Source organism: Telluria sp. ZB2R32, from assembly GCF_059685715.1.
Genome location: NZ_JCASIG010000002.1, coordinates 563,772 through 587,280, shown reverse-complemented (window position 1 = coordinate 587,280; position 23,509 = coordinate 563,772). Strand labels below are relative to the sequence as shown.

Sequence of the window (23,509 nt, the reverse complement as noted above, 5' to 3'; positions counted from 1 at the left end):
TAAACGTGAGTAACGAAACGACCGCAACCGCCTACCAGACCTGGATGTGCCTGATTTGCGGGTGGGTCTACGACGAAGAAGCGGGCGCACCCGAGGACAACATCGCGCCGGGCACGCGCTGGGCCGATGTACCGATGAACTGGACCTGTCCGGAATGCGGCGCGCGCAAGGACGATTTCGAGATGACCGCGATCTAAATTTCCGGGTCGCGGTGCTTGATCTGCCGCGAATCGTAGGGGTCATTGAGGCCAATGGCCTCAATGACGGGTTCACCGGGCTCCGCCCACGCGGTCGAACATCGGCACAGCCGCAGCGTGGAATGTCCTCAGTGGTACGCATCGGTACCAAACCGCGTGGACGGAGTCCACCCTACAAAACCTTGGTAATCCGCCAATCAAGTTATCAATCCCACTCCACCCGATAATGTAATTTCTACACCTTCCGACAAGCTTTTCTCCCTTCCGTTTGCGCGTAGTTGACGCTGTGCAACACTTCGCGCACAAGCCGATCCCGCTATGCTATGGTGGCGTTCCATGCTGAAGTGAAACGAAAATGACGACATCGCAAGGAGCAAGCGGCCTCACCGTCATGGTGGTCGACGACAGCAACACGATCCGCCGGTCGGCCGAGATTTTCCTCACGCAAGCCGGTTACCAGGTGGTGCTGGCCGAGGACGGTTTCGACGCGCTGGCCAAGATCAACGACCATCATCCGGCGCTGGTGTTTTGCGACATCCTGATGCCGCGCCTGGACGGTTACCAGACCTGCGCCCTGATCAAGAAGAGCGCGCGCTTTCATGCGACGCCGGTGGTCATGTTGTCCTCGAAGGATGGCCTGTTCGACCGTGCGCGCGGCGCCATGGTCGGTTCGAGCGCCTATCTGACCAAGCCGTTTTCCAAAGACACCCTGCTCGCGGCGGTCCGCGAGCACACGGCCGCCAAGGCCTGAATCACCCATTGCGGAGCCCATGTGGCCATTCATAAAATCCTGATTGTCGACGACTCGCCGACCGAACGCTATTACCTGACCGACATCCTGGTCAAAAACGGCTTCTCCGTTTCCACCGCCGACAACGGCGAAGACGCGCTCCTTAAAATGCGCGCCGACCGGCCCGAGCTGATCCTGATGGACGTCGTCATGCCCGGCGCGAACGGCTTCCAGGTCACGCGCTCGATCGCGCGCGATCCCGAGCTGGCCGCCGTGCCGGTCATTATCTGCAGCAGCAAGAACCAGGAAACCGACCGCATCTGGGGCATGCGCCAGGGCGCGCGGGATTATTTCGTGAAACCGGTCGACCCCAGCCAGCTGCTGGCGCGCATCGCCGCGCTGGGCGCCTGATGCACGCCGGCGTCGACAGTGCTGCGCCGCCGCCGCAATCACCGCGGCGCACCCGCCTGCGCGACTACCAGGCGCAGCTGATCGAGCGCATGCAGGCCGCGCAAAGCGGCACCTATCAGGCCCAGCACCAGCTGGGCGTGGCGATCGGCGAGCGACGCTACCTGCTCGAACTGACCGAAGCCGGAGAAATCGTGCCGTTCGCAGCGCTGGCCGGCGTGCCGCTCACGCAACCCTGGTACCTGGGCCTGGCCAACGTGCGCGGCAGCCTGCTCGGCGTGATCGACCTGGCGCGCTATCTCGATGGCGGCGCCGGCGCCGCGGGGCCCGATGCGCGCCTGGTATCGCTGGCGCCGCGCCTCGGTTTCAATTGCGCGCTGCTGGTCACGCGCGTGTATGGCTTGCGCCGCCCAGGCGCGATGCAGGCCGATGGCCAGCTGCTGCGCGACGCCGACGGCCACGCGTGGACGCCGCTGTCGCTGGCGGCACTGGTGCGGGAAGAGCGCTTCCTGCACGTGGCGCTCGCGCCTGTCTGAATCTCTCCACAATCAATAACACCGCAGCAGGAGCCGCAATGGGCATCGCTTCCAAGATGAGTTTGAATTTCTTCCCGAAGGGGAAGGGCGGCAACGACACCGTGCTGGCCTCGCCGGACACGCGCTTCGGCGCCGACGTGCTGGCCGACGCAGCCGTCCACACGGCCCCTGCCGCTGCGCTGCCCGCGGGCGGCTCGGCCGAGGAAGCCATGCTGCGCCTCGGGAACGTGATGCGCCGCCGCGCGCCGGTCGCGGCCGACGCGGGCGACGACGAGGATAACCTCAGCCTGCCGCTGATCGGTCATCTGTCGCTGCCGCGCCAGCTGCGCCTGCTGCTGGTCGCATTTGCCGGCGGCATCCTGCTGACCATTCTCGGCATGTGGCAGAACGCCGACGGCAACGCCAAGGTGGCGGCGCAGATCCAGGTCGCCGGCGACATCCTGATGCATACCCAGCGTGCCGGCAAGGCGGCGCCGAATGCGCTCGCCGGCCGCGCCGATTCGTTCGCCCAGCTCGACGAAAGCCGCGCCGAAGTCGAGCGCAGCATGCGCCTGCTGGCCAAGGGCGGAGAATTGGGCGGCGTCAGCATCCCCGGCGCCGGCGGCCGCGAAGCCGCCCAGTTGCAGCGCGTGCGCGCCACCTGGAGCGCTTCCGAACAGGGCGCGCTCAACATCCTGAAAATGCAACCGGCGCTGGTCGCTTTCGACAAGAGCGTGCGCCAGCTCGACGGCCTCGCCTCGGAAATGCTGGTCCTGACCGAGGAACTGATGGCGCAAAACGTCGAGCGCGGCGCCAGCGCGCGCGAGCTGGCGGCGATCGGCCGCATGATGATGCTGACCCAGCGCCTGGCGCGCGGCGCCAACGGCTTCTTCGCCATCGGCGTGCCGGGCGACGACGCCGCGCAGCGCATCGGCGCCGACAGCGCCGCCTTCGACCAGGCGCTCGGCACGCTGCTGGGCGGCGCCGCGGCCCAGCGCAATCCGGATTTGCGCGACAAGCTGGTGCAGGTGCAGAGCCGCTTCGACGCCTTCCGCAAGGACTTCAGTCCCTTCCTCGACAATCCGGCCGCCTATTCGCAGGCGCGCGCCGCCGCGCGTACCATCCACCGCGACAACGAAGAGGTCAAGAAGGAAGTCGCCGCGCTGCAGGGCGACTACCGCGAACAGCAATCCTCGCAGAACGGCTGGTTCTGGCTGATGGTGGTGGCGTCGATCTTCACGCTGGCCACGGCCGGCTCGATCAGCCGCGTCATGCTGCAGGACTCGCGCAACCGCACCCGCGGCGCCGACGCGCGCCGCCGCGAAGCCGAGGCATTGCGCCAGCTGGCGCAAACCCAGGAAGAAGAAGCCCGCGCCACCAACAACCAGAACCAGGCCGCGATTCTGCGCCTGATGAACGAACTGCAGGAAGTCGCCGACGGCGACCTGACCGTCCACGCCACCGTTTCGGAAGACATCACCGGCGCGATCGCCGATTCGGTCAACTACACGGTCGAGGAATTGCGCACCCTGGTGCAGCGCGTGACCACGACCGCCGAACAGGTGACGCTGGCCTCGAACGCGGCGCAGGACATCTCGACCGGCCTGCTCGGCGCCAGCGCGCAGCAGTCGCGCGAGATCGAGGACGCATCTTCGACCGTGCTGCGCATGGCCGGCGACATCACCGACGTCTCGAAATCGGCCAACGAATCGGCCGACGTGGCGCGCCAGTCGGTGCTCGCGGCCGAGCAGGGTTCGGCCGCCGTGCAGAACGCAATCCTCGGCATGCACGAGATCCGCGAACAGATCCAGGAAACCTCGAAGCGCATCAAGCGCCTGGGCGAATCGTCGCAGGAGATCGGAGAGATCACCGAACTGATCTCCGACATTACCGAGCAGACCAATGTGCTGGCGCTGAACGCGGCGATCCAGGCGGCGTCGGCCGGCGAAGCGGGGCGCGGCTTCTCGGTCGTGGCTGAAGAGGTGCAGCGCCTGGCCGAACGTTCGGGCGACGCGGCCAAGCAGATCGGCGCGCTGGTGCGAACGATTCAGACCGATACGCACGACGCCGCGGCGGCGATGGAAAAATCGACCCAGGGCGTGGTCGAAGGCGCGCGTCTGTCGGATGCGGCCGGCGCCGCGCTGGCGGACATTTCGCGTGTTTCGAACCGCCTCGCGGAACTGATCCAGGGGATCTCGTTCGCCACCAGCCTGCAGGCGACGTCGGCCAACGGCGTGGCGCACAACATGCAGCACATCCTGGCGGTAACCGAGCATACGCAAGTTGGCACCGAACAGACCGCGCAATCGATCCGCCAGCTCGCCGTGCTGGCGCAGGAACTGAAAAATTCGGTGTCGCGCTTCCGCGTCGCCGCTTGAGCCGTTTCTACTCCCGTCTCTACTCCTTATTTTGACCATGACTTCATTTTCGCCAGCACCCGCCTTTGACACCGGTCCCCTGTCGTGGGTGATCGGCGAAATCCGCGGCGCGCTCGAGCGCGCCGGCAGCGCCTTGCTCGATGCCGCCACGCGCTCGACTGAAGCCCAGCCGACCTTGCTGCTGCATGCGAAGACGCACCTGCACCAGGCGCACGGCGCGCTGCAGATGGTCGACGTCGAGGGCGTGGGGCTGCTCACCGCCGCCGCCGAGCGCACGTTGGATCGCTTCAAGGAACGCACGCTCGACTGCACGCCGGAGCATGCCCAGGTCGTGCGCGCGGCCTTTGGCGCGATCGGCGAATACCTCGATGAACTGGTGGCCGGCAGCGCGCCGCAGCCGCTGCGCCTGTTCCCCTACTATCGCGCGCTGCAGGAGCTGCTGGGCGCGGAGCGCATCCACCCGTCCGACCTGCTGCACATCGACAGCGCGCGCACGCTCGATTCTCCAGGCGCCGTCGACGCCGCTCCCGGCTATGCGGCATGCCGCGCCCAGTTCGAAAAGTCGCTGCTGCCTTACCTGAAAAGTCCGGATGCCGCCGCCCAGCGCCAGCATGCCGGCGCGCTGGCCGCGGCGATTGCGCCGCTATCCATCAATGGCCCGGATGCGCAGGCGCGCACCGCCTGGCGCGCGCTGCACGCGGTTGCCACCCTGGTGGCGGACGGTCTGCTGGCCGGCGACCTGTACGTCAAACAGCTGTTCGGCCAGATCAACCTGCAACTGCGTCGCCTGGCGCAGGGACAGGCCGGCTTGCCCGAATCGATGCTGCGCGATGCGCTGTTCTTCATCGCCGCCGCACCAGCGGGCGATGGCGACGCCGTGCAGCTGCGCCGCCTGTTCGGACTCGACGGCGCCGTGCCGCCCGACTACGCCGAACGCCGTTACGGCAAGGTCGATCCGGCCGCACTGAAACAGGCGAAGGAAGCGCTGGCGCGCGCGCAAGCCGGCTGGGACCAGTTGGCCGCGCGCGCCGACGCACGCGGCGAAACCGACTTCAAGGCTGCGCTGGCCGCGCTGGCCGGCGCCGGCGAACAGCTCGGCGCGCCGGCGCTGGCCGATCTGCTGCACCAGCTGGAGTGGGCGGCCATCGAGTCGCTTGCCGCCGGCCGCGGCGAGCAGCTCGGTCTCGAGATGGCCGCTGCGCTGCTGTTCGTCGAACATGGCCTGGACCAGGTACGCCGGCTGCCGGACGATTTTATCCGGCACGCCGAACTGATGGGCCAGCGCCTGCTGGCGCTGGCCGCCGGCGAGACACTGCCGGCGGCGCCGGACTGGCAGAATGCGCTGGCGCAGCGCGTCGGCCAGGGCCAGACGCTGGCAGTGCTGGCAGGCGAAATAAAATCCGGCCTGCGCCAGGTCGAAAAACTGCTCGACGAATACTACGACGACCCGCAGCACAAGCGCGGCGCGCTGGTCGCGGCCGACCCGGTGCTGCACCAGATCCAGGGCGCGCTCAGTATCCTCGACCAGGAAGCGGCGGCGCGCACCGCGCACCACGTGCGCGAGGCGGTGGCCGGCCTGGCCGGCGGCGACGGCGACCTCGAAACCCAGGCCGGTGTCCTGCACAACATCGCCCGCAATATCGGCGCACTCGGCTTCTTCACCGATATGCTGGCGCAGAACAGCGACAGCGCGCACAGCCGTTTCATTTTCGACGACGAAGCGGGCCTGCTGCGCGAACTGAGCTTCGAGCAGGCGGGCGCCGCGCAGGAAGCCGTCGTGGTCCCCGAAGTTGCTGAATCTGAAGCAGCCGAAAGCGAACCCGCCGGGATCGATGCCGAGCTGCTCGAGATCTTCGTGGCCGAAGCCGGCGAAGTGCTCGACACCATCGCCGCCACCGTGCCGGCGCTGCGCCACGACCCGCAGGCGCAGGACGCGTTGACCACCGTGCGGCGCGCCTTTCATACGCTCAAGGGCAGCGCGCGCATGGTCAGCCTGGACGACTTCGCGGCCGCCGCGGCGGCGCTCGAGCGCGTGATGAACGTCTGGCTGGCCGATGGCCGCGCCGCCACGCCGGATGTGCTCGACCTGATCGAGCACGCGCATGCCGCCTTGACGCCCTGGGTGGCCGAGCTGGCGGCGCACGGCGCTTCGGAACGCAGCGGCACGGAGTTGATCGAGGCGGCCGAACGGGTGGCGGCGGGCGGCGCGTTTGCCGACGTGCCCGCGGCGCCGGAAGCACTCGATAAGCACGAAGCGGCCAGTAACGTGTTCGCCCTGCCCACCGCCACGCGCCCGGCGCCGGCGGCCGACGAAAACATGCACCGTGTCGGCACGCTCGAGATTCCGCTGGCGCTGTACAACATCTATGTCGCCGAGACCGACGAACTGCTGCGCCTGCTCGAGCGCGACTTCGGCGAGTGGCGCCACGAAGCGGGCCGTCCGGCCAGCGCCGAGGCCTTGGCGGCGGCGCACACGCTGGCAGGCTGCTCCGGTACGGTCGGTTTCCTGGCCTTGCGCGACCTGGCGCAGGCGCTGGAGACGGCGCTGGAGATGCTTGCCGAGCCTGCGCCGGTGCTCAACCCCGCCCAGCACGACGTGCTCGATGCCGCGCTGGCGCGCGTGCGCCAGATGCTGCAAGCCTTCGGACGCGACGAACTGGCCGACGCCCAGCCCGAGATGCTGGCGCAACTCGACGCCCTGAGCCAGGCCCTGGCGCAGCAGCAGGCCGCCGCCGCATACGGCGACGCCGGTGCCGACTTGACGCGCCAGCTCGACGAATTGTTCGCGCAAGCTTACGAGAGCCTGCTGGCCGAGCCGCCCGTTGTGGAGCCGGCCAGGCCGCCGGTTGCAGCGGAGCCGGCTGCCAACGCAGCGGTCGACGACGACCTGTTCGGCCTCGATTTCGACGCCCTGTTCGACAGTCCGCAGGCACACATGCCGGCACCAAGCGAGGAGGGTGGTGAGGAGGTTCCGGTTTCCGAACCCGAACCTGAAGCAGAAACCCAAGCACAACCCGCGGCACAGCCGGAAGCGATTGCACGCAGCCTCGCCCTGCCGGCCGACAGCGGCGCGCCGGTGGCCGAACCCGTGCTGCACGACGAACTCGATCCCGACCTGCTGCCGGTATTCCTGGAAGAGGCCGCCGACCTGCTGCCGCAGATCGGCAATGGCCTGCGCCAGTGGCAGCACAATCCGCACGATGCGGCGCCAGCGCAAGGGTTATTGCGCACGCTGCACACCGTGAAAGGCAGTGCGCGCATGGCCGGCGCGATGCGCATCGGCCAGCACACCCACGAGCTGGAAACGCAGGTCGAGAACATGGTGCATGCGGGAACGACACTCCCTGCCGCGTTCGACGAGCTGATGGCCAACTACGACACCGCGCTGGCGCTGTTCGAACAGCTGGTGCAGCCTGCGCAGGCACCCGAACCCGCCGCGCCGGCAGACGAGGCGCCGCCCGCTCTCGAACCCGCGGCGGAAGTACGCACGCCGCTGGTGCGGGTGCGCGCCGACATCCTCGACCGCCTGGTAACCCAGGCCGGCGAAGTCTCGATCACGCGCTCGAAACTGGAAAACCAGATGGGCGTGCTGAAAGGCGCCTTGAACGATTTTTCGGACAACCTGGGCCGCCTGCGGCGCCAGTTGCGCGAAGTCGAGATGCAGGCCGAATCGCAGATCGCCTCGCGCATGTCGATCGCGGGAGAACGCGAATTCGACCCGCTCGAATTCGACCGTTTTACGCGCCTGCAGGAACTCACGCGCATGATGGCCGAGAGCGTGAACGACGTCGCCTCCTTCCACGAGTCGCTGTCTCGTACGGTCGACGGCGCCGGCGCGGAACTGGCCGCCCAGGCGCGCATGACGCGCGACCTGCAGCGCGACCTGATGCGGGTGCGCATGGTGCCGTTTGCCAGCCTGTCCGAACGCCTGTTCCGGGTCGCGCGCCAGACGGCGAAGGAAACCGACAAGCGCGTGAACCTCGATATCCGCGGCGGCGCCGTCGAGATCGACCGCAGCGTGCTTGAACAGATGGCGGCGCCCTTTGAACACCTGCTGCGCAACGCCATCGTGCACGGCATCGAAGCGCGCGACGCGCGTGCGGCAGCGGGCAAGCCCGACACCGGTGAATTACTGGTGCAGGTCAGCCAGCAGGGCAACGAGGTCGTGCTGCAGTTCGGCGACGATGGCGCCGGTCTCGACCTGGAACGCATCCGCGCCAAGGCCAAAACCCTGGGGCTGGTTGCGCAGGATGCCGAGTTGCCCGACGACGAGGCAGCCGAACTGATTTTCGCACCCGGCTTTTCGACCGCCGACACGCTGACCGAACTGGCCGGCCGTGGCGTCGGCATGGACGTGGTGCGCTCCGAAGCGCAGGCACTGGGCGGCAGGGTGACGATCGACACCACGGCCGGCCAGGGCACGCGCTTCACCATTCGCCTGCCGCTGACGCTGGCGGTGACGCAGGTGGTGCTGGTGTCCAGTGCCGGCAAGACCTATGCGCTGCCCTCGACCCTGGTCGAGCAGGTGGTGCAGGTGCGCGAGCCGGAATTGGCCGCCGCTTTTGATTCTGGCACGATCGAGGCGGGCGGACAGGTACTGGCTTTCCACTACCTGCCGGCGCTGCTGGGCGAGGGCGACCGGTTCGAACCCGGCCTGCGTTCGCGTCCGCTGCTGGTGCTGCACAGCGCCGGCGAGCGCAGTGCGCTGCAGGTCGACGAGGTGCTCGGCAACCGCGAGGTCGTCATCAAGAACCTCGGGCCGCAGCTGGCGCGGGTACCGGGCATTGCCGGCGCCACCGTGCTCGGCACCGGAGACATCGTCCTGATCCTCAATCCGCTGGCGCTCGGTCGCAATGCAGGTGTGGTCATGACCGCGGCCGCGGCAATGGCAGCGCCTGGCGCCAGTCAGCCGGCCCCTCTCCAGCGCGCGACGGTGATGGTGGTCGACGATTCGCTCACCGTGCGCCGCGTGACCCAGCGCCTGCTCGAGCGCGAGGGGTATCGCGTGGCGCTGGCCAAGGATGGCGTCGACGCCCTGGCGCAGCTGCCGGAGGTGCGGCCGGACCTGATGCTGGTCGATATCGAGATGCCGCGCATGGATGGTTTCGACCTGGTGCGCCACGTGCGCGGCGACGCCGCCACCGCCGCGCTGCCGATCATCATGATCACTTCGCGCACGGCCGATAAGCACCGCAACGTCGCGCTCGGGCTGGGCGTGAATGCGTATTTCGGCAAGCCGTTCCAGGAGCCGGTGTTGTTGGGGACGATTGCCGGGTTATTGAATGGCGAGATGCCGGAAGGGTGAATAGTCGAACCGGGTGATCATACCCGTAGGTGGGCGGGTCTCCCGTCCACGCGGTGATAGGTTAAGTTTGAATAGGCGCACCGGCAGATCTTGCGTTGGTTGAACGCGTGGGCGGGAACCCGCCCACCTTACATCCTGCTAATCGCTGTCCGGCTGTGCTACCTTCACCACTGCAAACCGTTCTAACGTCCGCTGCCGCGCTTCGGCATGATCGACAATCGGCGCCGGATAATCCCGCCCCAACACAATCCCGCACGCTGCCAATTCATCCGCCGGCACCAGCCACGGCGCATGAATGTCCCGTGCATCGAGTCCCGATAACTGTGGCAAATACTGCCGGATGAACGCCCCCTGCCGGTCGAACTTCTGCGACTGCGTGGTTGGATTGAAAATCCGGAACCATGGCTGCGCATCGCATCCGGTCGACGCCGCCCACTGCCAGCCGCCGACGTTCGAGGCCAGGTCGTAATCGTTGAGCTGGCGCGCAAAATAGCGCTCGCCCCAGCGCCAGTCGATGCCGAGATCTTTAGTTAAAAAGCTCGCCGTCACCATGCGCAGGCGGTTGTGCATGAAGCCAGTCGTGTTGAGCTGGACCATCGCCGCGTCCACCAGCGGATAGCCGGTGCGGCCTTCACACCAGGCCGCGAACAGCGCCGCGGCAGGTTCGCCCGCTTCCCAGGCGACCGCATCGAACGCGGGCTTGAACGCCTGTTGCGCGATGTGCGGATGGTGGAACAGGATCATCGCGTAGAAGTCGCGCCAGACCAGTTCCGACAACCACACCGGTGCACCCGCGCCGCCGGCGCCGTTGGCCATCATCTGGCGCAGGGTGCGCACCAGGTGGCGCACCGAAGTCGTGCCGAAGCGCAGGTGGATCGACAGGCGCGAGGTCGCGTCCTGCATCGGAAAATCGCGTGCCGTGCCGTAGTCGGCCAGGCGCGGCAGGAAGTCTTCGAACAGCCGGGTCGCACCATCCATGCCGGCTGGAGCGGGCAGGGGAGCGTCGTCGAAACCAAGGTCGGCGAGACTGGGCAATGGGGTTGCGGGAATCGCTGCGAACCCGGCCGCATACGGTTCGATCATCCACGGCGCGGCCGCTTCCGGTTGCGCGTTCAGCCGCTTGAGCCATGCATTTTTATAGGGCGTGAACACGCCATACAGGCCGCCGGCCAGCGTGAGCACCTCGCTCTTTTCGAAGATGACCTGGTCCTTGAAGCGCAACAGGCTGCGCCCATCGTGCTCGAGCGCCTCTGCCACCGCCGCATCGCGCGCAATCGCATCCGGCTCGTAGTCATCGTTGACATAGACGGTGTCGGCGTCGAGTTCGGCCGCCAGGTGCGGGATGCATGCGCGCGCCGCACCGTGGCGCACGATCAGGCCGCCGCCGAGCTTGCGCAACTCCGCATCGAGTTCGCGCAGGCTGGCGTGGATGAAACGCACCCGGCGGTCAGCGCGCGGCAGCCCGGCCAGGATCTCGCTATCGAACACGAAGACACAATAGACGGCGCCACCTTGTTGCACGGCGGTCGCCAGCGCATGATGCAGCGCGGCATGGTCGAAAGCGCGCAGGTCGCGGCGGAACCAGACCAGAGACTTGCTTTTCGGAATCATCGTGTTTTCAGTCAACAGGGCGGGCCATTTTACGGGCTAGGATCGAACCGTTGCGCCAGGTGAGCGAGACGTTTGCGGGACTGCCGTATCTCGCCTGTTACCACGCGCGCAACGGCGCTCCCGATGGCCGGTCGCGCGTTTCAGTGTAAACTATCGAAAAGCCTAATGTTGTTGTCTGGATACTAGTAGTCAAACACGGGCTTCGGGAAACCGCGGCGGGTGGACGATCCAACGCGCGGCCGGTCGATCGAGGTTCTCCCAGAGAGCGAGCCAAAACTGAGAGTCAGCGTATGAAGAAAAGCAAAATCGGCACCACTGCGTCCATGGCCGGCATGCCGCAGGGGAGCGAAACCCTCGGCAATATCGGTCCGGCACCGTCAGGGTTGAACTTGGCCAATCATTTCCTCATCGCCATGCCTTCCATGGAAGACCCGATCTTCGGCGGCGCGGTGGTGTACGTCTGCGAGCACAACGAAAAAGGCGTGCTTGGCGTCGTCATCAACAAACCCACCGACATGACGATGGAAGTGCTGTTCGACCGCATCGACCTGAAAGTGGCCGAAGGTTTACGTTCGCATGTGGTCGACGAGCCGATCATGTTCGGCGGCCCGGTCCAGGACGACCGCGGCTTCGTGCTGCACAGCCCGAGCGGACGTTACTCGTCGTCGCTGAACGTGACCAGCGAGGTCGCATTCACCACCTCGATCGACGTGCTCGAGGCGGTCGCCAGCGGCGCCGGCCCCAAGCGCATGCTGGTCTCGATCGGCTATGCCGGCTGGAGCCCCGGCCAGCTCGAGGAAGAACTCTCGCGCAACGGCTGGCTCACGGTCGGCGCCGATGCGCACGTGCTGTTCGACCTGCCGATCGAGGAACGCTACAACGCCGCCATCAAACTGCTGGGCATCGACCCGATGATGCTCGCCACCGAGGCCGGCCATGCGTGACGCCTCTCGTGACGGCCGTCGATATTGATGGTCGATATCGTTCTTGGGTTCGACTTCGGCATCAAGCGGATCGGCATCGCGATGGGCAATACGCTTACCGGGCAGGCCCAGCCCCTGACCGTCATCAAGGCCATCGACAACGCCACCCGTTTCGACACCATCGGCAAGCTGATCGACGAATGGCGCCCGGCGCGCCTCGTCGTCGGCGAGCCGCGCCATCCCGACGGCGCCGAGCACGACATGACCCTGCGTGCGCGCCGCTTCGCCAACCAGCTGCACGGACGTTTCAATCTCCCGGTCGCGCTGGTCGACGAGCGCTACTCGTCGGTCGTGATCCCCGCCAGGCGCGGCGAGATCATCGACGCCAAGGCCGCCGCCATTATTTTGCAACAGTACTTTGACGACCATGCCAACAATTAATCAAGACTTCGATGCCGAAGCGTTGTACCGCGCGCTGCTCGAACAGGTGCGCGCCGGCCTTGCCGGCGTGCCCGAATTTCGCGACAACGCCGCCATCGTCGGCATCCACTCGGGCGGCGCCTGGCTGGCCGAACGCCTGGCCGCCGACCTCGACCTCAAAGAGCGCCTCGGCTTCATCGACGTCTCGTTCTACCGCGACGACTACGCCAGGAAGGGCCTGCATCCGGATGTGAAGCCGACCCATATCGGTTTCAACGTCGACGGCGCCACCATCCTGCTGGTCGACGACGTGCTGTACACCGGCCGCACCACGCGCGCCGCGATCAACGTGCTGTTCGACTACGGCCGTCCGGCCTGCATCAAGCTGGCGGCGCTGGCCGACCGCGGCGGACGCGAACTGCCGGTGGCGCCCGATTTCGTCGGCGTGACCACCACGCTGGCAAACAACCAGCTGCTGTCGCTGGCGCGCGACGCCTCCGGTCAACTCTCGCTCACGATCGAAGAAGACAATGCCGATTCTGCACAATAACCCGCAACTGACCAGGAACGGCGAGCTGCAGCACCTGCTCACCATCGAAGGCCTGCCCAAGGCGATCATCAACCACATCCTCGACACCGCGCAGAGTTTCGTCGGCATCTCCGACCGCGAAGTGAAAAAGGTACCGCTGATGCGCGGTAAAAGCGTGTTCAACCTGTTCTTCGAGAACAGCACGCGCACCCGCACCACCTTCGAGATCGCCTCCAAGCGCCTGTCGGCCGACGTCATCAACCTCAACATCCAGGCCTCGTCGACCACCAAGGGTGAATCGCTGCTCGACACCATCGACAACCTGGCCGCCATGCACGCCGACATGTTCGTGGTGCGCCACGCGCAGTCGGGCGCGCCTTACCTGATCGCCAAGCACCTGAACGACAGCGGCCGCAACGACATCCACGTCGTGAATGCCGGCGACGGGCGCCATGCGCACCCGACCCAGGGCCTGCTCGACATGTACACGATCCGCCACTACAAGCAGGATTTCACCAACCTGCGCGTGGCCATCGTCGGCGACATCCTGCACAGCCGCGTGGCGCGTTCGGACATTCATGCATTGACCACGCTGGGCGTGCCGGAAGTGCGCGCCATCGGCCCGCAGACGCTGCTGCCGAGCGGCCTTGAGCACATGGGCGTGCGCGTGTTCAACAACATGGACGAAGGCCTCAAGGACGTCGACGTCATCATCATGCTGCGCCTGCAAAACGAACGCATGTCGGGCGCGCTGCTGCCGTCGGCGCAAGAGTATTTCAAGAGCTACGGCCTGACGCCCGAGCGCCTGGCGCTGGCGAAACCGGATGCGATCGTGATGCACCCGGGGCCGATGAACCGCGGCGTCGAGATCGATTCGGCGGTGGCCGACGGCAAGCAGGCCGTGATCCTGCCGCAGGTGACCTTCGGCATCGCGGTGCGCATGGCAGTGATGAGTATTTTGGCGGGAGGCCGGGTTTGAACTTCGCACGCATGCAACTCCACATCAAGAACGGGCGCCTGATCGACCCGGCAAACGGCATCGACCGCGTCACCGACCTGTTCGTCGTGGACGGCAAAATTGCGGCAATCGGCGCCGCCCCAAGCGGTTTCAATGCCGACGACACCATCGACGCGACCGGTCTCGTGGTCGCGCCGGGCCTGGTCGACCTGTCGGCGCGCCTGCGCGAACCGGGCTACGAATACAAGGCGACGCTGGAATCGGAAATGCGCGCCGCGGTGCAGGGCGGCGTGACGACCCTGGTCTGCCCGCCCGACACCGACCCGGTGCTGGACGAACCGGGCCTGGTCGAAATGCTCAAGCACCGCGCGCGCAACCTCGATCTGGCCCACGTGCACCCGCTCGGCGCGCTGACCATGGGCCTCAAGGGCGAAGCGCTGACCGAGATGGCCGAACTGACGGAAGCCGGCTGCATCGGCTTCGCCCAGGCCGAAGTGCCGATCCTCGACACCAACGTCCTGCTGCGCGCGCTGCAGTACGCCAAAACCTTCGGTTATACCGTCTGGCTGCGCCCGCAGGACCCGCACATCGGCCGCGGCGGCGTGGCCCACAGCGGGCCGCTGGCTTCGCGCCTGGGCCTGTCGGGCGTACCGGTGATGGCCGAGACCATTGCGCTGAACACGATCTTCGAACTGGTGCGCTCGACCGGCGCGCGCGTCCACCTGTGCCGCATCTCGTCCGCCGCCGGCCTGGCGCTGGTACGCGCGGCGAAAAAGGAAGGCTTGCCTGTATCCTGCGACGTCGGCGTGCACCACCTGCACATGACCGACGCCGACATCGGCTTCTTCGATTCGAATGCGCGCCTGACCCCACCGCTGCGTAGTGGCCGCGACCGCGATGCGATCACGGCCGGCCTGCTCGACGGCACGGTCGACGCCGTCTGCTCGGACCACACCCCGGTCGACGACGACGAAAAGCTGCTGCCTTTCGCTGAAGCCTCGCCTGGCGCCACCGGCCTGGAACTGCTGCTGTCCCTGATGCTGAAATGGGCCGAAGAACAGCATGGCGCGGATGCCTTGCCGCGGGCGCTGGCGAAGATCACGGTCGATGCGGCGCGCACCGCCGGCCTGCCCGCCGGCCAGCTCGGCGTCGGCGCGCAGGCGGACATCGTGCTGTTCGATCCGGCGACGCGCTGGAAAGTGGAAGGCGCGGCGCTGGCCAGCCAGGGCAAGCACACGCCCTTCCTCGGCTTCGAGCTGCCGGGGCAGGTACGCGCGACCGTCGTCGGCGGGCGCATCGCCTACCGGCGCTAATTTGCGCTAACCGCTGCGCGGGGCCGCGGCCCCGCATGTTGCCCATGATCCGACTTCGTCTCGCCTGGCGCCTCGCGCGCGTGACCGTTCACCTGCTTGCGGGCCTGGCGACCTGCGCGTTCGTCTTTCCCTGGGCCGGCCGGCCCCTGCGCGATGCGGCCACGCGGCGCTGGTCGCGCCGGCTGCTGGCCATCTGCAACGTGAGCGTGGAAGCGGCATCCGGCGCGCCGGCGCTCGAGCACGCGCTGCTGGTGGCGAACCACATCTCGTGGCTCGACATCTTCGTCATCAATTCGCTGTATCCCTGCCGCTTCGTGGCGAAGGCCGAGATCCGCTCCTGGCCGGTGCTGGGCTGGCTGGCTGCCGGCGCCGGCACCGTGTTCATCGCGCGCGGCAACCGGCGCGAACTGCGCCACATTTTTAAAGGGATCGTCGAGGTGCTGCAGCGCGGCGAGCGCGTCGGCCTGTTCCCGGAAGGGACGGTGGCCTGGCAGGGCAGCGTGCTGCCGTTTCACGCCAACCTGTTCGAAGCCGCCATCGATGCGCCCGTGGCCGTCCAGCCGTGCGCGCTGGCTTACCTCGACGCGGCCGGCAACTGGCATCGCGGCGTCGATTACACGGGCGACGTGAGTTTTGTCGACAGCCTCATGACCATCCTGAAGGGCGCACCGGTACGGGCGCGCCTGGCCTGCCTGGCCCCGTTGCAAGGCGCCGGCGCCCACCGCAGGGAGCTGGCGCAAGCCGCCCACGACGCGATCCAGGGCGCGCTGGCGCAGCCTGCTACGGATGCGCAAGCGGACAAGGTAACGTCCTAGACCTTGCCGGCGTGCGGCCGGTATTCCGGACAGTCGATTTGCAGCAGGCCGCGGTCGTCCAGGCAGACGGCGGTGAGCTTGCCGCCCCAGACGCAGCCGCTGTCCAGCCCCACCAGGTTCGGGCGCAGGATCAGGCCCAGCGCCGACCAATGGCCAAAGACCACCGTCACGTCCATCGTGCGCCGCCCCGGCAGGTCGAACCAGGGCAGCAGGCTTGATCCGATCGGCCCGCTCTCGCTTTCCTTGTGCGCGAAATCCATCGTCCCGTCGGGCAGGCACAGGCGCATGCGCGTGAGGGCGTTGACGATGCAGCGCAAGCGGTCCATGCCGGTCAGATTGTCGTCCCAGCGGTCCGGATGGTTGCCGTACATGTTGGCCAAAAAATCGATCCAGCCGTCGCCGCGCAGCACCTCCTCGACTTCGCCTGCGAGCGCCATCGTCTGCGCCGCGTCCCATTGCGGCGCCACGCCGGCATGGACCAGCAGATGGGCGTCGACGAACATCGCCAGCGGGCGCCCGCGCAGCCAGGCCATCAGCTCGTCGCGGTCGGGCGCGGCCAGGATCTCGTCGAGGGTGTCGGACTTGCCGGCCGCCTGCGCGCCGGCGGCCACCGCCAGCAGGTGCAGGTCGTGGTTGCCGAGCAGGGCTTCCACGCGGCCGGCGCTGCGTTCGGCCAGCGCCTTCATGCGCCGCAGCGCCAATAGCGATTCCGGTCCACGGTTGATCAGGTCGCCAACGAAGAGAATGCGCGCATGCGTGTCGGCGCCGGCGTCCAGGGCAATCTTCTCGAGCAGGGCCTCGGCCTCGTGGGCGCAACCCTGCAGGTCGCCTATGACATAGGTTTTCATGGTTGTATTCCAGTTTGCTTTGGAGGGCATACTAAATGATTTTGCCCGGGTACGTTGCGCGATGGGGGATTATGCGCCCTCGCCGCGGCGAACGAATATGCGTGGCCCGGATCAGCGCCACTGCGGCATCAGCTCAGCTTGCGGCTATTGCCGGGAGCGTGCCGGGCAATGGAATTGGTGCGCCTTATGCGGTCCTTGGTATCCGCCACAAAATCAGGCGTGCCGGATCATTGGACGCCATTGGCGGCCTTGTCTGTAAAGGGCGCTATATTGATGCCGCCATAAAGGAAAAGTCCGATCCGATCGCCGCGATGCCGGAGCGGCCATATGGATTCCAATTGCTGCCAGCGCATGGCTAACAATGCGTGCCCCGGATTGGTGCGGCCCGAGGTCTTGCCGATGGCAGATGCATGAATGGCGTTACCGGTGCAGGATTGCAGTGGCCGAATCGCCACGCGATCTGGCGCAATTTCCAACACTGCAGGTACGGTAAACTGGCGTGTTCGTGTTGCGGGCGCGTGTTGCAGGCATATATCCGGCTAAAATGGATCCAGCGCGCCTGACAAAACATGCTGCCGCATTGCACCTGAGCAGCCGCCCGTCGAGCCATGAAACCGCGGAACCTCCATGTTTTCATTTTTTGTCAGCTTCGTCTGCTCGGCCCTGCTGACCCTGCTCGTCATCAAGCAGGCGAAATTGCATGGACCGGCCCTCGACAGCGACTTTACGGGCGTACAGCGTGCGCACACGCATTTGGTGGCGCGGATCGGCGGGCTGCCGATCTACCTGTCGGTGGTGCTGGCCGCCGCGATCTCGATGTGGCGCGAGCCAATACCATTGCAACTGCTGCCTTTGTTGCTGCTGTGCGCCTTTGTGGCATTCATCGGCGGCGTGCTCGAAGACTATACCGGGGCGGTGCGCCCATCGCGCCGGTTGCTGCTGACAATGGCGGGCGCGACGCTGGCCTATTTTCTGCTCGATGCAAAAATGCAGCGCATCGACCTGCCATTCGGCCTGGTCATCCTGGCCTCCGGTGCGATCGCACTGCCCTTGACGGTGCTGGCGGTGGCGGGGATTGCCAACGCGGTGAATATCATCGACGGTTTCAATGGTCTGGCCAGCATGGTCACGATCTGCATGCTGGTGTCGCTGGCCTATGTGGCCTTGCAGGTGGACGACATGTTCATCCTGATTACGGCCCTGATGGTGGCCGGCGCAACGGCCGGCTTCCTGGTGTGGAATTATCCGGTGGGCCTGATTTTCCTCGGCGATGGCGGCGCTTATTTCATCGGTTTCATGCTCGGTGAACTGGCCCTGATGCTGGTAATGCGCAACCCGGAAGTGTCGACCTGGTACGCGGCATTGCTCCTCATTTATCCCGCATTCGAAACGATTTTTTCCGCTTATCGGCGCATGTTTGTACGTGGAAAATCGCCGGCGGTACCCGACGGTATTCACTTGCATAGCCTTATTTTCAGGCGTATTGTCAGATGGACCGTCGGTAAAAAAGAGGCGCGTGCACTGCTCCAGCGAAATGCGCGGACCTCGCCTTATTTGTGGTTGTTTTCACTCATGGCAGTCATCCCTGCTACATTGTTCTGGCAAAATACCATCGTCTTGATAGTATTCTCTTTATTGTTCGTGATCAGTTATCTGTGGCTGTATGCGCGTATTGTTCGATTCAGGTCCCCCAGATGGCTGATTTGGCGCAAGTAACACTGGCAATTAATTGCCAATGTAGTATATTGCGACATTTGGTGAGATTTCACCTGAATTGGATTAACCCAACTTTCGAGGAACGATGATGGATCTGTCAAATATGTCGGTTGGCGATTTGCGCAACCTGCAGGAGCAAATCAAGCAGGAAATGAAACAGCGTGAGCATCAGGAGGTGCAACAAGCACGCGAGCAGATCCTGGCTATCGCTCAAAAGGTTGGCGTACCGCTGAAAGACCTGATCAATACGCCGGCACGCGGCACCAAAACCGGTTCGGTCGCAGTGCGTTACCGCCACCCGGACAATTCGTCGCAACAATGGACTGGCCGCGGCCGCCAGCCAAAGTGGGTCAAGGAATGGGTCGAAGGCGGCAAATCCCTGGATAAACTCCGCGTTTAAGTTTTTACCCCTGCTTGCCGGCGCTCGTCGGTAATGCACTCCAGCCGGCCATCAGGATTACCCGATGGCCGCGCTTGCCGCTACAATACCCTCTGTTTTGTCATCCTCTCATCATATGGCGTTGGCTGCCCTCCGTTCCGGCGGACCGGGCCATGCACGACGGCGTCCGGCTCATTCAAGGTAGAACATGGTTGCTCTCTCAAAAACGATTTTCAAGGCGTATGACATTCGTGGCGTCATCGACAGCACGCTCGATGCCGGCGTGGCACGCAGCATTGGGCAAGCCTTTGGCCAGGCCGCCCTGGCCAAGGGAGAGCGCAAGGTCGTGATCGGCCGCGACGGCCGCCTGTCGGGACCAGGCCTGGCAGCAGCCCTGGCCGAAGGCTTGCAGGCCGCCGGCGTCGACGTCATCGACCTCGGCATGGTCGCCACGCCGATGGTCTACTTCGCCACCAACGTCCTGGAAGGCACGCGCTCGGGCATCATGGTCACCGGCAGCCACAACCCGCCGGACTACAACGGCTTTAAAATGGTGCTGGCCGGCGAAGCGATCTACGGCGACGCGATCACCGCCCTGTACGACAGCATCGAAGCGCACGACGGCAGCAGCGCGGCGACGCCAGGTGGCTACAGCACCCACGACATCCGCGCCGCCTACCTCGAGCGCATCATTGGCGACGTCAAGGTGGCGCGCCCGATCAAGATCGCGGTCGACTGCGGCAACGGCGTGGCCGGCGCCTTTGCGGGCGACCTGTACCGCGGCATGGGATGCGACGTGGTCGAGCTGTTCTGCGAAGTCGACGGCCACTTCCCGAACCACCATCCTGATCCGGCGCATCCGGAAAACCTGCAAGACCTGATCCGCGCGCTGCAGTCGAGCGACGCCGAAATCGGCCTCGCCTTCGATGGCGACGGCGACCGCCTCGGCATCGTCACCAAGGATGGCCACATCATCTATCCGGACCGCCAGATGATGCTGTTCGCCGCCGATGTCCTGTCGCGCAACCCGGGCGCCGAGATCCTGTACGACGTCAAGTGCACGCGCCACCTGGCACCGTACATCGAACAGCACGGCGGCCGTCCATTGATGTACAAGACCGGCCACTCGCTGGTAAAAGCCAAGCTGAAGGAAACCGGCGCTCCGCTGGGCGGCGAGATGAGCGGCCACATTTTCTTCAAGGATCGCTGGTACGGCTTCGACGACGGCCTGTATTCGGGCGCGCGCATGCTGGAATTGCTGACGAAAACGGACGACCCGTCAGCGCTGCTCAATGCGCTGCCGATGGCGATCAGCACGCCGGAACTGCACCTGCACCTGCAGGAAGGCGAGAACGTCGCCCTGATCGACAAGCTGCGTACCGACGCCACGTTCCCGACCTCGGAAAAAATCAACGACATCGACGGCCTGCGCGTCGAATACCCGGACGGTTTCGGCCTGGCGCGTTCGTCGAACACGACCCCGGTCGTGGTGCTGCGTTTCGAAGGCGAGAACCCGGAAGCGCTGGCACGCATCCAGGACGAGTTCCGCAGCGTGATCCTGGCCGCCAAGCCGGACGCCACACTGCCGTTCTGAAGCGGCCCTGGCGTGAAGATTTTATTGGTGCGGGTGTCGTCCCTGGGCGACGTCCTGCATAACCTGCCGATGGTGGCCGACATCCTGCGCCACCATCCGCAGGCGACGATCGACTGGGTGGTGGAAGAGGGCTATGTCAGCCTGGTGCGCCTGAATCCCCACGTACGGCGCATCATTCCGTTCGCCTTGCGGCGCTGGCGCAAGGGTTTGCGCAATTCCGCCGTGCGCGCCGAGATCAAGGCCTTCTTTGCCACCCTGCGCGCGGAAGAATACGACGTCGTGTTCGACACCCAGGGTTTACTCAAGACCGGCGTCATCATGGGCGCCGCGCGCGTTACCCGCGGCGGACGCAAGGTGGGACTGGCCAACGGCAGCGAAGGCTCCGGCTACGAGGGCATCTCGCGGCTGTTCCATACCCAGAGCATCCCGCTCGACCCGCGCACGCACGCGGTGGCGCGCGGCCGCCTGGTCGCCGGCGCCGCGCTCGGCTACGCGGTCGACACGCCGCCCGACTTCGGCCTGCCGCCACCAACGGCAGCCGGGCGTCCCGACTGGCTGCCGCGCGAGGATTACGCCGTCTTCTTCCACGGCACCGCGCGCGACGCCAAGAAGTGGGCGAGCGCGAACTGGATCGCCACCGGCCAGGCGCTGTCGCCGATGCCGGTGCTGCTGCCCTGGGGCTCGGAAGGAGAAAAGCGCGAAGCCGAGGCGCTGGCCGCGCAACTGCCGAACGCGCGCGTGCTGCCCAGGTTGTCGATGATGGATGCTGTCACCGTGGCGCAGCAGGCGGCGCTGGCGATCGGCGTCGACACCGGCCTGACCCACATCGCCGCCGCCTTTTACCGGCCGACGGTGGAGATCTATGCCGACTCGCCCAAGTGGAAAACCGAGGGCAACTGGTCGCCGCGCATCGTCAACCTCGGCGACAAGGGCGCGCCGCCATCGGCCGACGCCGTGATCGCCGCTGCGCGCGGCCTGCTGGAGACGCATTGAACCGGCCCCTGTATTCCTTCCTGTGGTGGCTGGCGCTGCCGCTGGTGCTGGCGCGCCTGTGGTGGCGCGGCCGCAAGGAGCCGGGTTATCGGGCGCACCTGGGCGAACGCCTGGGCCTGTACGGCACACCCCTGGCGCCGCGCACGACCTTCATGGTACACGCCGTCTCGGTCGGGGAGACGCGCGCCGCCGAACCGCTGGTGGAAGCCTTGCTCGCGGGTTGGCCCGACAGCCGCGTGCTCCTGACCCACATGACGCCGACCGGGCGCGCCACCGGCCGCACCCTGTTCGCGCGCCATGGCGAACGCGTGATCCAGTCTTATCTGCCCTATGACACCGGCTTCATGGTGCGCCGCTTCCTGCGCCACTTCGCGCCGCGCATCTGCATCCTGATGGAGACCGAAGTCTGGCCGAACCTGATCGCCGGCTGCGCCGCGCAGCAGGTGCCGGTAGCGCTGGTGAACGCGCGCCTGTCCGAGCGCTCGCTGCGCCGCGGCCGGAAGTTCGGCGGCTTGATGGGGGAAGCGGCGCGCGCCATCACGACGGTCGCCGCGCAGACCGACGCCGACGCCGCGCGTATCCGCTCGCTCGGCGCGCCGCGCGTCGCCGTCACCGGCAGCATCAAGTTCGACGTAGTGCCGCCGCAAGCCGCATTGGACCTTGGCGCCTGGCTGCGCACGCATTTTACTGACCGCCCGGTGCTGCTGTGCGCCAGCACGCGCGAAGGCGAGGAGGCGCTGATCCTCGACGCCTATGCACGTTTGACCGATCGCCCGGCCGGCATGCTGCTGGCAATCGTGCCGCGCCACCCGCAGCGCTTCGACGAAGTCGAACAACTGGCGCGCGCGCGCGGCCTGTCGGTCCAGCGCCGTTCGTCGCTGGCAGGCGCAGCGGTCGAGACCGACGTTCTGCTGGGCGACTCGATGGGCGAAATGTTCGCCTATTACGCCGCCTGCGACTGCGCCTACATCGGCGGCAGCCTGCTGCCGCTGGGCGGGCAGAACCTGATCGAGGCCTGCGCGCTGGGCAAGCCGGTACTGGTTGGCGAGCACACCTTCAACTTCCTCGATGCAACCGAGCAAGCGGTCGCGGCCGGCGCGGCCTTGCGCGTGCCCGACGCGGACGGTTTGCTGCAACAGGCTGTCCGCCTCTTATGCGACCCGCATGCGCGCGCGCAAATGGGCACCAATGCGGCCGGATTTGCAAGCATGCACCGTGGCGCGACCCTGCGCACTGTTGAACTCCTGCAACGGGAATTCGAGTAGGGTTTGATACCATTGCTCTTTGAGTTCGGTAGAAAAAGGGGGCGCGCATGTCGTCGTTAAATCACCCGGGGCCACACGGCAGCGGCAAGCCGATGGCCATGATGGCGCAGGGCGCAGCCGACGGCGCCGATGACGGTTTCTATGGTTCCACGGGCGCGCCAGCCTTGCCGACGGTCGTCTCCAAACTGGGCGAGCTGCATTTCTTCGTGCGCTATTCGCTGCGCGAATACACCGCCTTCATGTGGCAGCACGGCGGCTTCCTGATCCGCCGCCGCCGCATCCGCTGGCCAGCCAGCCTCTACCTGCGTATCAAGAGCACCGCCAGCGCGGCGCTGAACTTCGTGCTGCTCGGGCGTGGGCGCCGCACCTACGAATTCACCATCGACGAACACGGCATCGTGCGCACCAGCGGCGGCGTGACCCTGATTAACTGGGCCGACGTGATGGCCGTGCGCACCTATTCGCGCGGCTTCATGATGGTGCTGAAACGCGGCACGCTGCCGATTCCATACCGCTGCCTGAACGAGGCGCAGCGCGGGGCGATGCGCGGGTTGGCCGAGGCGCGGCGGGATCATTATTTGAACTAGTTCGCGATGTGGTGGCGTGCGTCGA

The 23,509-nt window shown here is 66.1% G+C and carries 21 protein-coding genes; 19 read left to right on the top strand and 2 right to left on the bottom strand.

Going from position 1 to position 23,509, the window contains the following annotated elements; translation table 11 throughout:
• The first annotated feature begins 44 nt into the window (after nucleotides 1-44).
• The 6 genes from AC56LG_RS07555 to AC56LG_RS07530 all read left to right on the top strand — a co-directional run bounded on the left by AC56LG_RS07555 (nucleotide 45) and on the right by AC56LG_RS07530 (nucleotide 9,533).
• The gene (locus tag AC56LG_RS07555) at nucleotides 45-197 is read left to right on the top strand and encodes a rubredoxin (RefSeq protein ID WP_192052709.1); all 153 of its coding nucleotides are present in this window, start codon (nucleotides 45-47) and stop codon (nucleotides 195-197) included.
• Between the two features lie 355 nt (nucleotides 198-552).
• Nucleotides 553-948: a response regulator gene (locus tag AC56LG_RS07550; RefSeq protein ID WP_056343748.1), complete on the top strand. Its 396-nt coding sequence runs from the start codon at nucleotides 553-555 to the stop codon at nucleotides 946-948.
• 21 nt (nucleotides 949-969) lie between these two features.
• Nucleotides 970-1,338, top strand: coding sequence for a response regulator transcription factor (locus AC56LG_RS07545; protein ID WP_497165485.1), 369 nt, complete (start codon nucleotides 970-972; stop codon nucleotides 1,336-1,338).
• On the top strand, nucleotides 1,338-1,871 hold the full coding sequence (locus AC56LG_RS07540) for a chemotaxis protein CheW (protein ID WP_497165484.1): 534 nt from the start codon (nucleotides 1,338-1,340) through the stop codon (nucleotides 1,869-1,871). The genes AC56LG_RS07545 and AC56LG_RS07540 overlap by 1 nt, the downstream gene beginning before the upstream one ends.
• A 38-nt stretch (nucleotides 1,872-1,909) precedes the next feature.
• Complete coding sequence (locus AC56LG_RS07535; protein ID WP_497165483.1) at nucleotides 1,910-4,228, top strand: methyl-accepting chemotaxis protein; 2,319 nt, start codon at nucleotides 1,910-1,912, stop codon at nucleotides 4,226-4,228.
• 37 nt (nucleotides 4,229-4,265) lie between these two features.
• A complete protein-coding gene (locus tag AC56LG_RS07530) occupies nucleotides 4,266-9,533 on the top strand; it encodes a hybrid sensor histidine kinase/response regulator (protein ID WP_497165482.1) in 5,268 nt (1,755 codons plus the stop codon).
• Between the two features lie 138 nt (nucleotides 9,534-9,671).
• Here AC56LG_RS07530 and AC56LG_RS07525 read toward each other — a convergent pair whose 3' ends face one another.
• Nucleotides 9,672-11,144: a cryptochrome/photolyase family protein gene (locus tag AC56LG_RS07525; RefSeq protein ID WP_497165481.1), complete on the bottom strand. Its 1,473-nt coding sequence runs from the start codon at nucleotides 11,142-11,144 to the stop codon at nucleotides 9,672-9,674.
• Between the two features lie 323 nt (nucleotides 11,145-11,467).
• On the opposite strand from AC56LG_RS07525, the gene AC56LG_RS07520 reads away from it, so the two are divergent.
• Genes AC56LG_RS07520 through AC56LG_RS07495 form a run of 6 tightly spaced genes read left to right on the top strand, consistent with a single transcriptional unit; the run spans nucleotide 11,468 to nucleotide 16,102 of the window.
• Nucleotides 11,468-12,088, top strand: a complete 621-nt coding sequence (locus AC56LG_RS07520; protein ID WP_497165832.1) for a YqgE/AlgH family protein — start codon at nucleotides 11,468-11,470, stop codon at nucleotides 12,086-12,088.
• Between the two features lie 27 nt (nucleotides 12,089-12,115).
• The gene (ruvX, locus tag AC56LG_RS07515; RefSeq protein ID WP_497165480.1) at nucleotides 12,116-12,508 is read left to right on the top strand and encodes a Holliday junction resolvase RuvX; all 393 of its coding nucleotides are present in this window, start codon (nucleotides 12,116-12,118) and stop codon (nucleotides 12,506-12,508) included.
• Nucleotides 12,495-13,037: a bifunctional pyr operon transcriptional regulator/uracil phosphoribosyltransferase PyrR gene (pyrR, locus tag AC56LG_RS07510; protein ID WP_497165479.1), complete on the top strand. Its 543-nt coding sequence runs from the start codon at nucleotides 12,495-12,497 to the stop codon at nucleotides 13,035-13,037. Before ruvX ends, pyrR begins: the two co-directional genes overlap by 14 nt.
• Nucleotides 13,018-13,995, top strand: a complete 978-nt coding sequence (locus AC56LG_RS07505; RefSeq protein WP_497165478.1) for an aspartate carbamoyltransferase catalytic subunit — start codon at nucleotides 13,018-13,020, stop codon at nucleotides 13,993-13,995. The genes pyrR and AC56LG_RS07505 overlap by 20 nt, the downstream gene beginning before the upstream one ends.
• An 11-nt stretch (nucleotides 13,996-14,006) precedes the next feature.
• Nucleotides 14,007-15,287 (top strand): dihydroorotase, encoded by a 1,281-nt coding sequence (locus AC56LG_RS07500; protein ID WP_497165477.1) that lies wholly within the window; start codon nucleotides 14,007-14,009, stop codon nucleotides 15,285-15,287.
• Between the two features lie 47 nt (nucleotides 15,288-15,334).
• Nucleotides 15,335-16,102, top strand: coding sequence for a lysophospholipid acyltransferase family protein (locus AC56LG_RS07495; RefSeq protein WP_497165831.1), 768 nt, complete (start codon nucleotides 15,335-15,337; stop codon nucleotides 16,100-16,102).
• On the opposite strand, the gene AC56LG_RS07490 is transcribed toward AC56LG_RS07495, so the two are convergent.
• The gene (locus AC56LG_RS07490) at nucleotides 16,099-16,950 is read right to left on the bottom strand and encodes a symmetrical bis(5'-nucleosyl)-tetraphosphatase (RefSeq protein ID WP_497165476.1); all 852 of its coding nucleotides are present in this window, start codon (nucleotides 16,948-16,950) and stop codon (nucleotides 16,099-16,101) included. The two genes, AC56LG_RS07495 and AC56LG_RS07490, sit on opposite strands and share 4 nt — an antisense overlap.
• Before the next feature lie 101 nt (nucleotides 16,951-17,051).
• On the opposite strand from AC56LG_RS07490, the gene AC56LG_RS07485 reads away from it, so the two are divergent.
• The 7 genes from AC56LG_RS07485 to AC56LG_RS07455 all read left to right on the top strand — a co-directional run bounded on the left by AC56LG_RS07485 (nucleotide 17,052) and on the right by AC56LG_RS07455 (nucleotide 23,484).
• A complete protein-coding gene (locus AC56LG_RS07485; protein WP_497165475.1) occupies nucleotides 17,052-17,309 on the top strand; it encodes a hypothetical protein in 258 nt (85 codons plus the stop codon).
• 268 nt (nucleotides 17,310-17,577) lie between these two features.
• On the top strand, nucleotides 17,578-18,666 hold the full coding sequence (locus tag AC56LG_RS07480; protein WP_497165474.1) for a glycosyltransferase family 4 protein: 1,089 nt from the start codon (nucleotides 17,578-17,580) through the stop codon (nucleotides 18,664-18,666).
• Between the two features lie 88 nt (nucleotides 18,667-18,754).
• Complete coding sequence (locus AC56LG_RS07475; protein ID WP_056343802.1) at nucleotides 18,755-19,066, top strand: H-NS histone family protein; 312 nt, start codon at nucleotides 18,755-18,757, stop codon at nucleotides 19,064-19,066.
• A gap of 187 nt (nucleotides 19,067-19,253) precedes the next feature.
• A complete protein-coding gene (locus tag AC56LG_RS07470; protein WP_497165473.1) occupies nucleotides 19,254-20,639 on the top strand; it encodes a phosphomannomutase/phosphoglucomutase in 1,386 nt (461 codons plus the stop codon).
• 12 nt (nucleotides 20,640-20,651) lie between these two features.
• Nucleotides 20,652-21,632 (top strand): lipopolysaccharide heptosyltransferase I, encoded by a 981-nt coding sequence (waaC, locus tag AC56LG_RS07465; RefSeq protein ID WP_497165472.1) that lies wholly within the window; start codon nucleotides 20,652-20,654, stop codon nucleotides 21,630-21,632.
• Nucleotides 21,629-22,897, top strand: a complete 1,269-nt coding sequence (gene waaA / locus AC56LG_RS07460; RefSeq protein ID WP_497165471.1) for a lipid IV(A) 3-deoxy-D-manno-octulosonic acid transferase — start codon at nucleotides 21,629-21,631, stop codon at nucleotides 22,895-22,897. Before waaC ends, waaA begins: the two co-directional genes overlap by 4 nt.
• A 47-nt stretch (nucleotides 22,898-22,944) precedes the next feature.
• The gene (locus AC56LG_RS07455) at nucleotides 22,945-23,484 is read left to right on the top strand and encodes a YcxB family protein (protein WP_497165470.1); all 540 of its coding nucleotides are present in this window, start codon (nucleotides 22,945-22,947) and stop codon (nucleotides 23,482-23,484) included.
• Nucleotides 23,485-23,509 lie beyond the last annotated feature (25 nt).

Bases quoted from the DNA above. Each gene is read 5' to 3' on its own strand.
- AC56LG_RS07555 (WP_192052709.1), top strand. From the start codon at position 45: ATGTGCCTGATTTGCGGGTGGGTCTACGACGAAGAAGCGGGCGCACCC.
- AC56LG_RS07550 (WP_056343748.1), top strand. From the start codon at position 553: ATGACGACATCGCAAGGAGCAAGCGGCCTCACCGTCATGGTGGTCGAC.
- AC56LG_RS07540 (WP_497165484.1), top strand. From the start codon at position 1,338: ATGCACGCCGGCGTCGACAGTGCTGCGCCGCCGCCGCAATCACCGCGG.
- AC56LG_RS07535 (WP_497165483.1), top strand. From the start codon at position 1,910: ATGGGCATCGCTTCCAAGATGAGTTTGAATTTCTTCCCGAAGGGGAAG.
- AC56LG_RS07530 (WP_497165482.1), top strand. From the start codon at position 4,266: ATGACTTCATTTTCGCCAGCACCCGCCTTTGACACCGGTCCCCTGTCG.
- AC56LG_RS07525 (WP_497165481.1), bottom strand. From the start codon at position 11,144: ATGATTCCGAAAAGCAAGTCTCTGGTCTGGTTCCGCCGCGACCTGCGC.
- AC56LG_RS07520 (WP_497165832.1), top strand. From the start codon at position 11,468: ATGGCCGGCATGCCGCAGGGGAGCGAAACCCTCGGCAATATCGGTCCG.
- ruvX (WP_497165480.1), top strand. From the start codon at position 12,116: ATGGTCGATATCGTTCTTGGGTTCGACTTCGGCATCAAGCGGATCGGC.
- pyrR (WP_497165479.1), top strand. From the start codon at position 12,495: ATGCCAACAATTAATCAAGACTTCGATGCCGAAGCGTTGTACCGCGCG.
- AC56LG_RS07505 (WP_497165478.1), top strand. From the start codon at position 13,018: ATGCCGATTCTGCACAATAACCCGCAACTGACCAGGAACGGCGAGCTG.
- AC56LG_RS07500 (WP_497165477.1), top strand. From the start codon at position 14,007: ATGCAACTCCACATCAAGAACGGGCGCCTGATCGACCCGGCAAACGGC.
- AC56LG_RS07490 (WP_497165476.1), bottom strand. From the start codon at position 16,950: ATGAAAACCTATGTCATAGGCGACCTGCAGGGTTGCGCCCACGAGGCC.
- AC56LG_RS07480 (WP_497165474.1), top strand. From the start codon at position 17,578: ATGTTTTCATTTTTTGTCAGCTTCGTCTGCTCGGCCCTGCTGACCCTG.
- AC56LG_RS07475 (WP_056343802.1), top strand. From the start codon at position 18,755: ATGGATCTGTCAAATATGTCGGTTGGCGATTTGCGCAACCTGCAGGAG.
- AC56LG_RS07470 (WP_497165473.1), top strand. From the start codon at position 19,254: ATGGTTGCTCTCTCAAAAACGATTTTCAAGGCGTATGACATTCGTGGC.
- AC56LG_RS07455 (WP_497165470.1), top strand. From the start codon at position 22,945: ATGTCGTCGTTAAATCACCCGGGGCCACACGGCAGCGGCAAGCCGATG.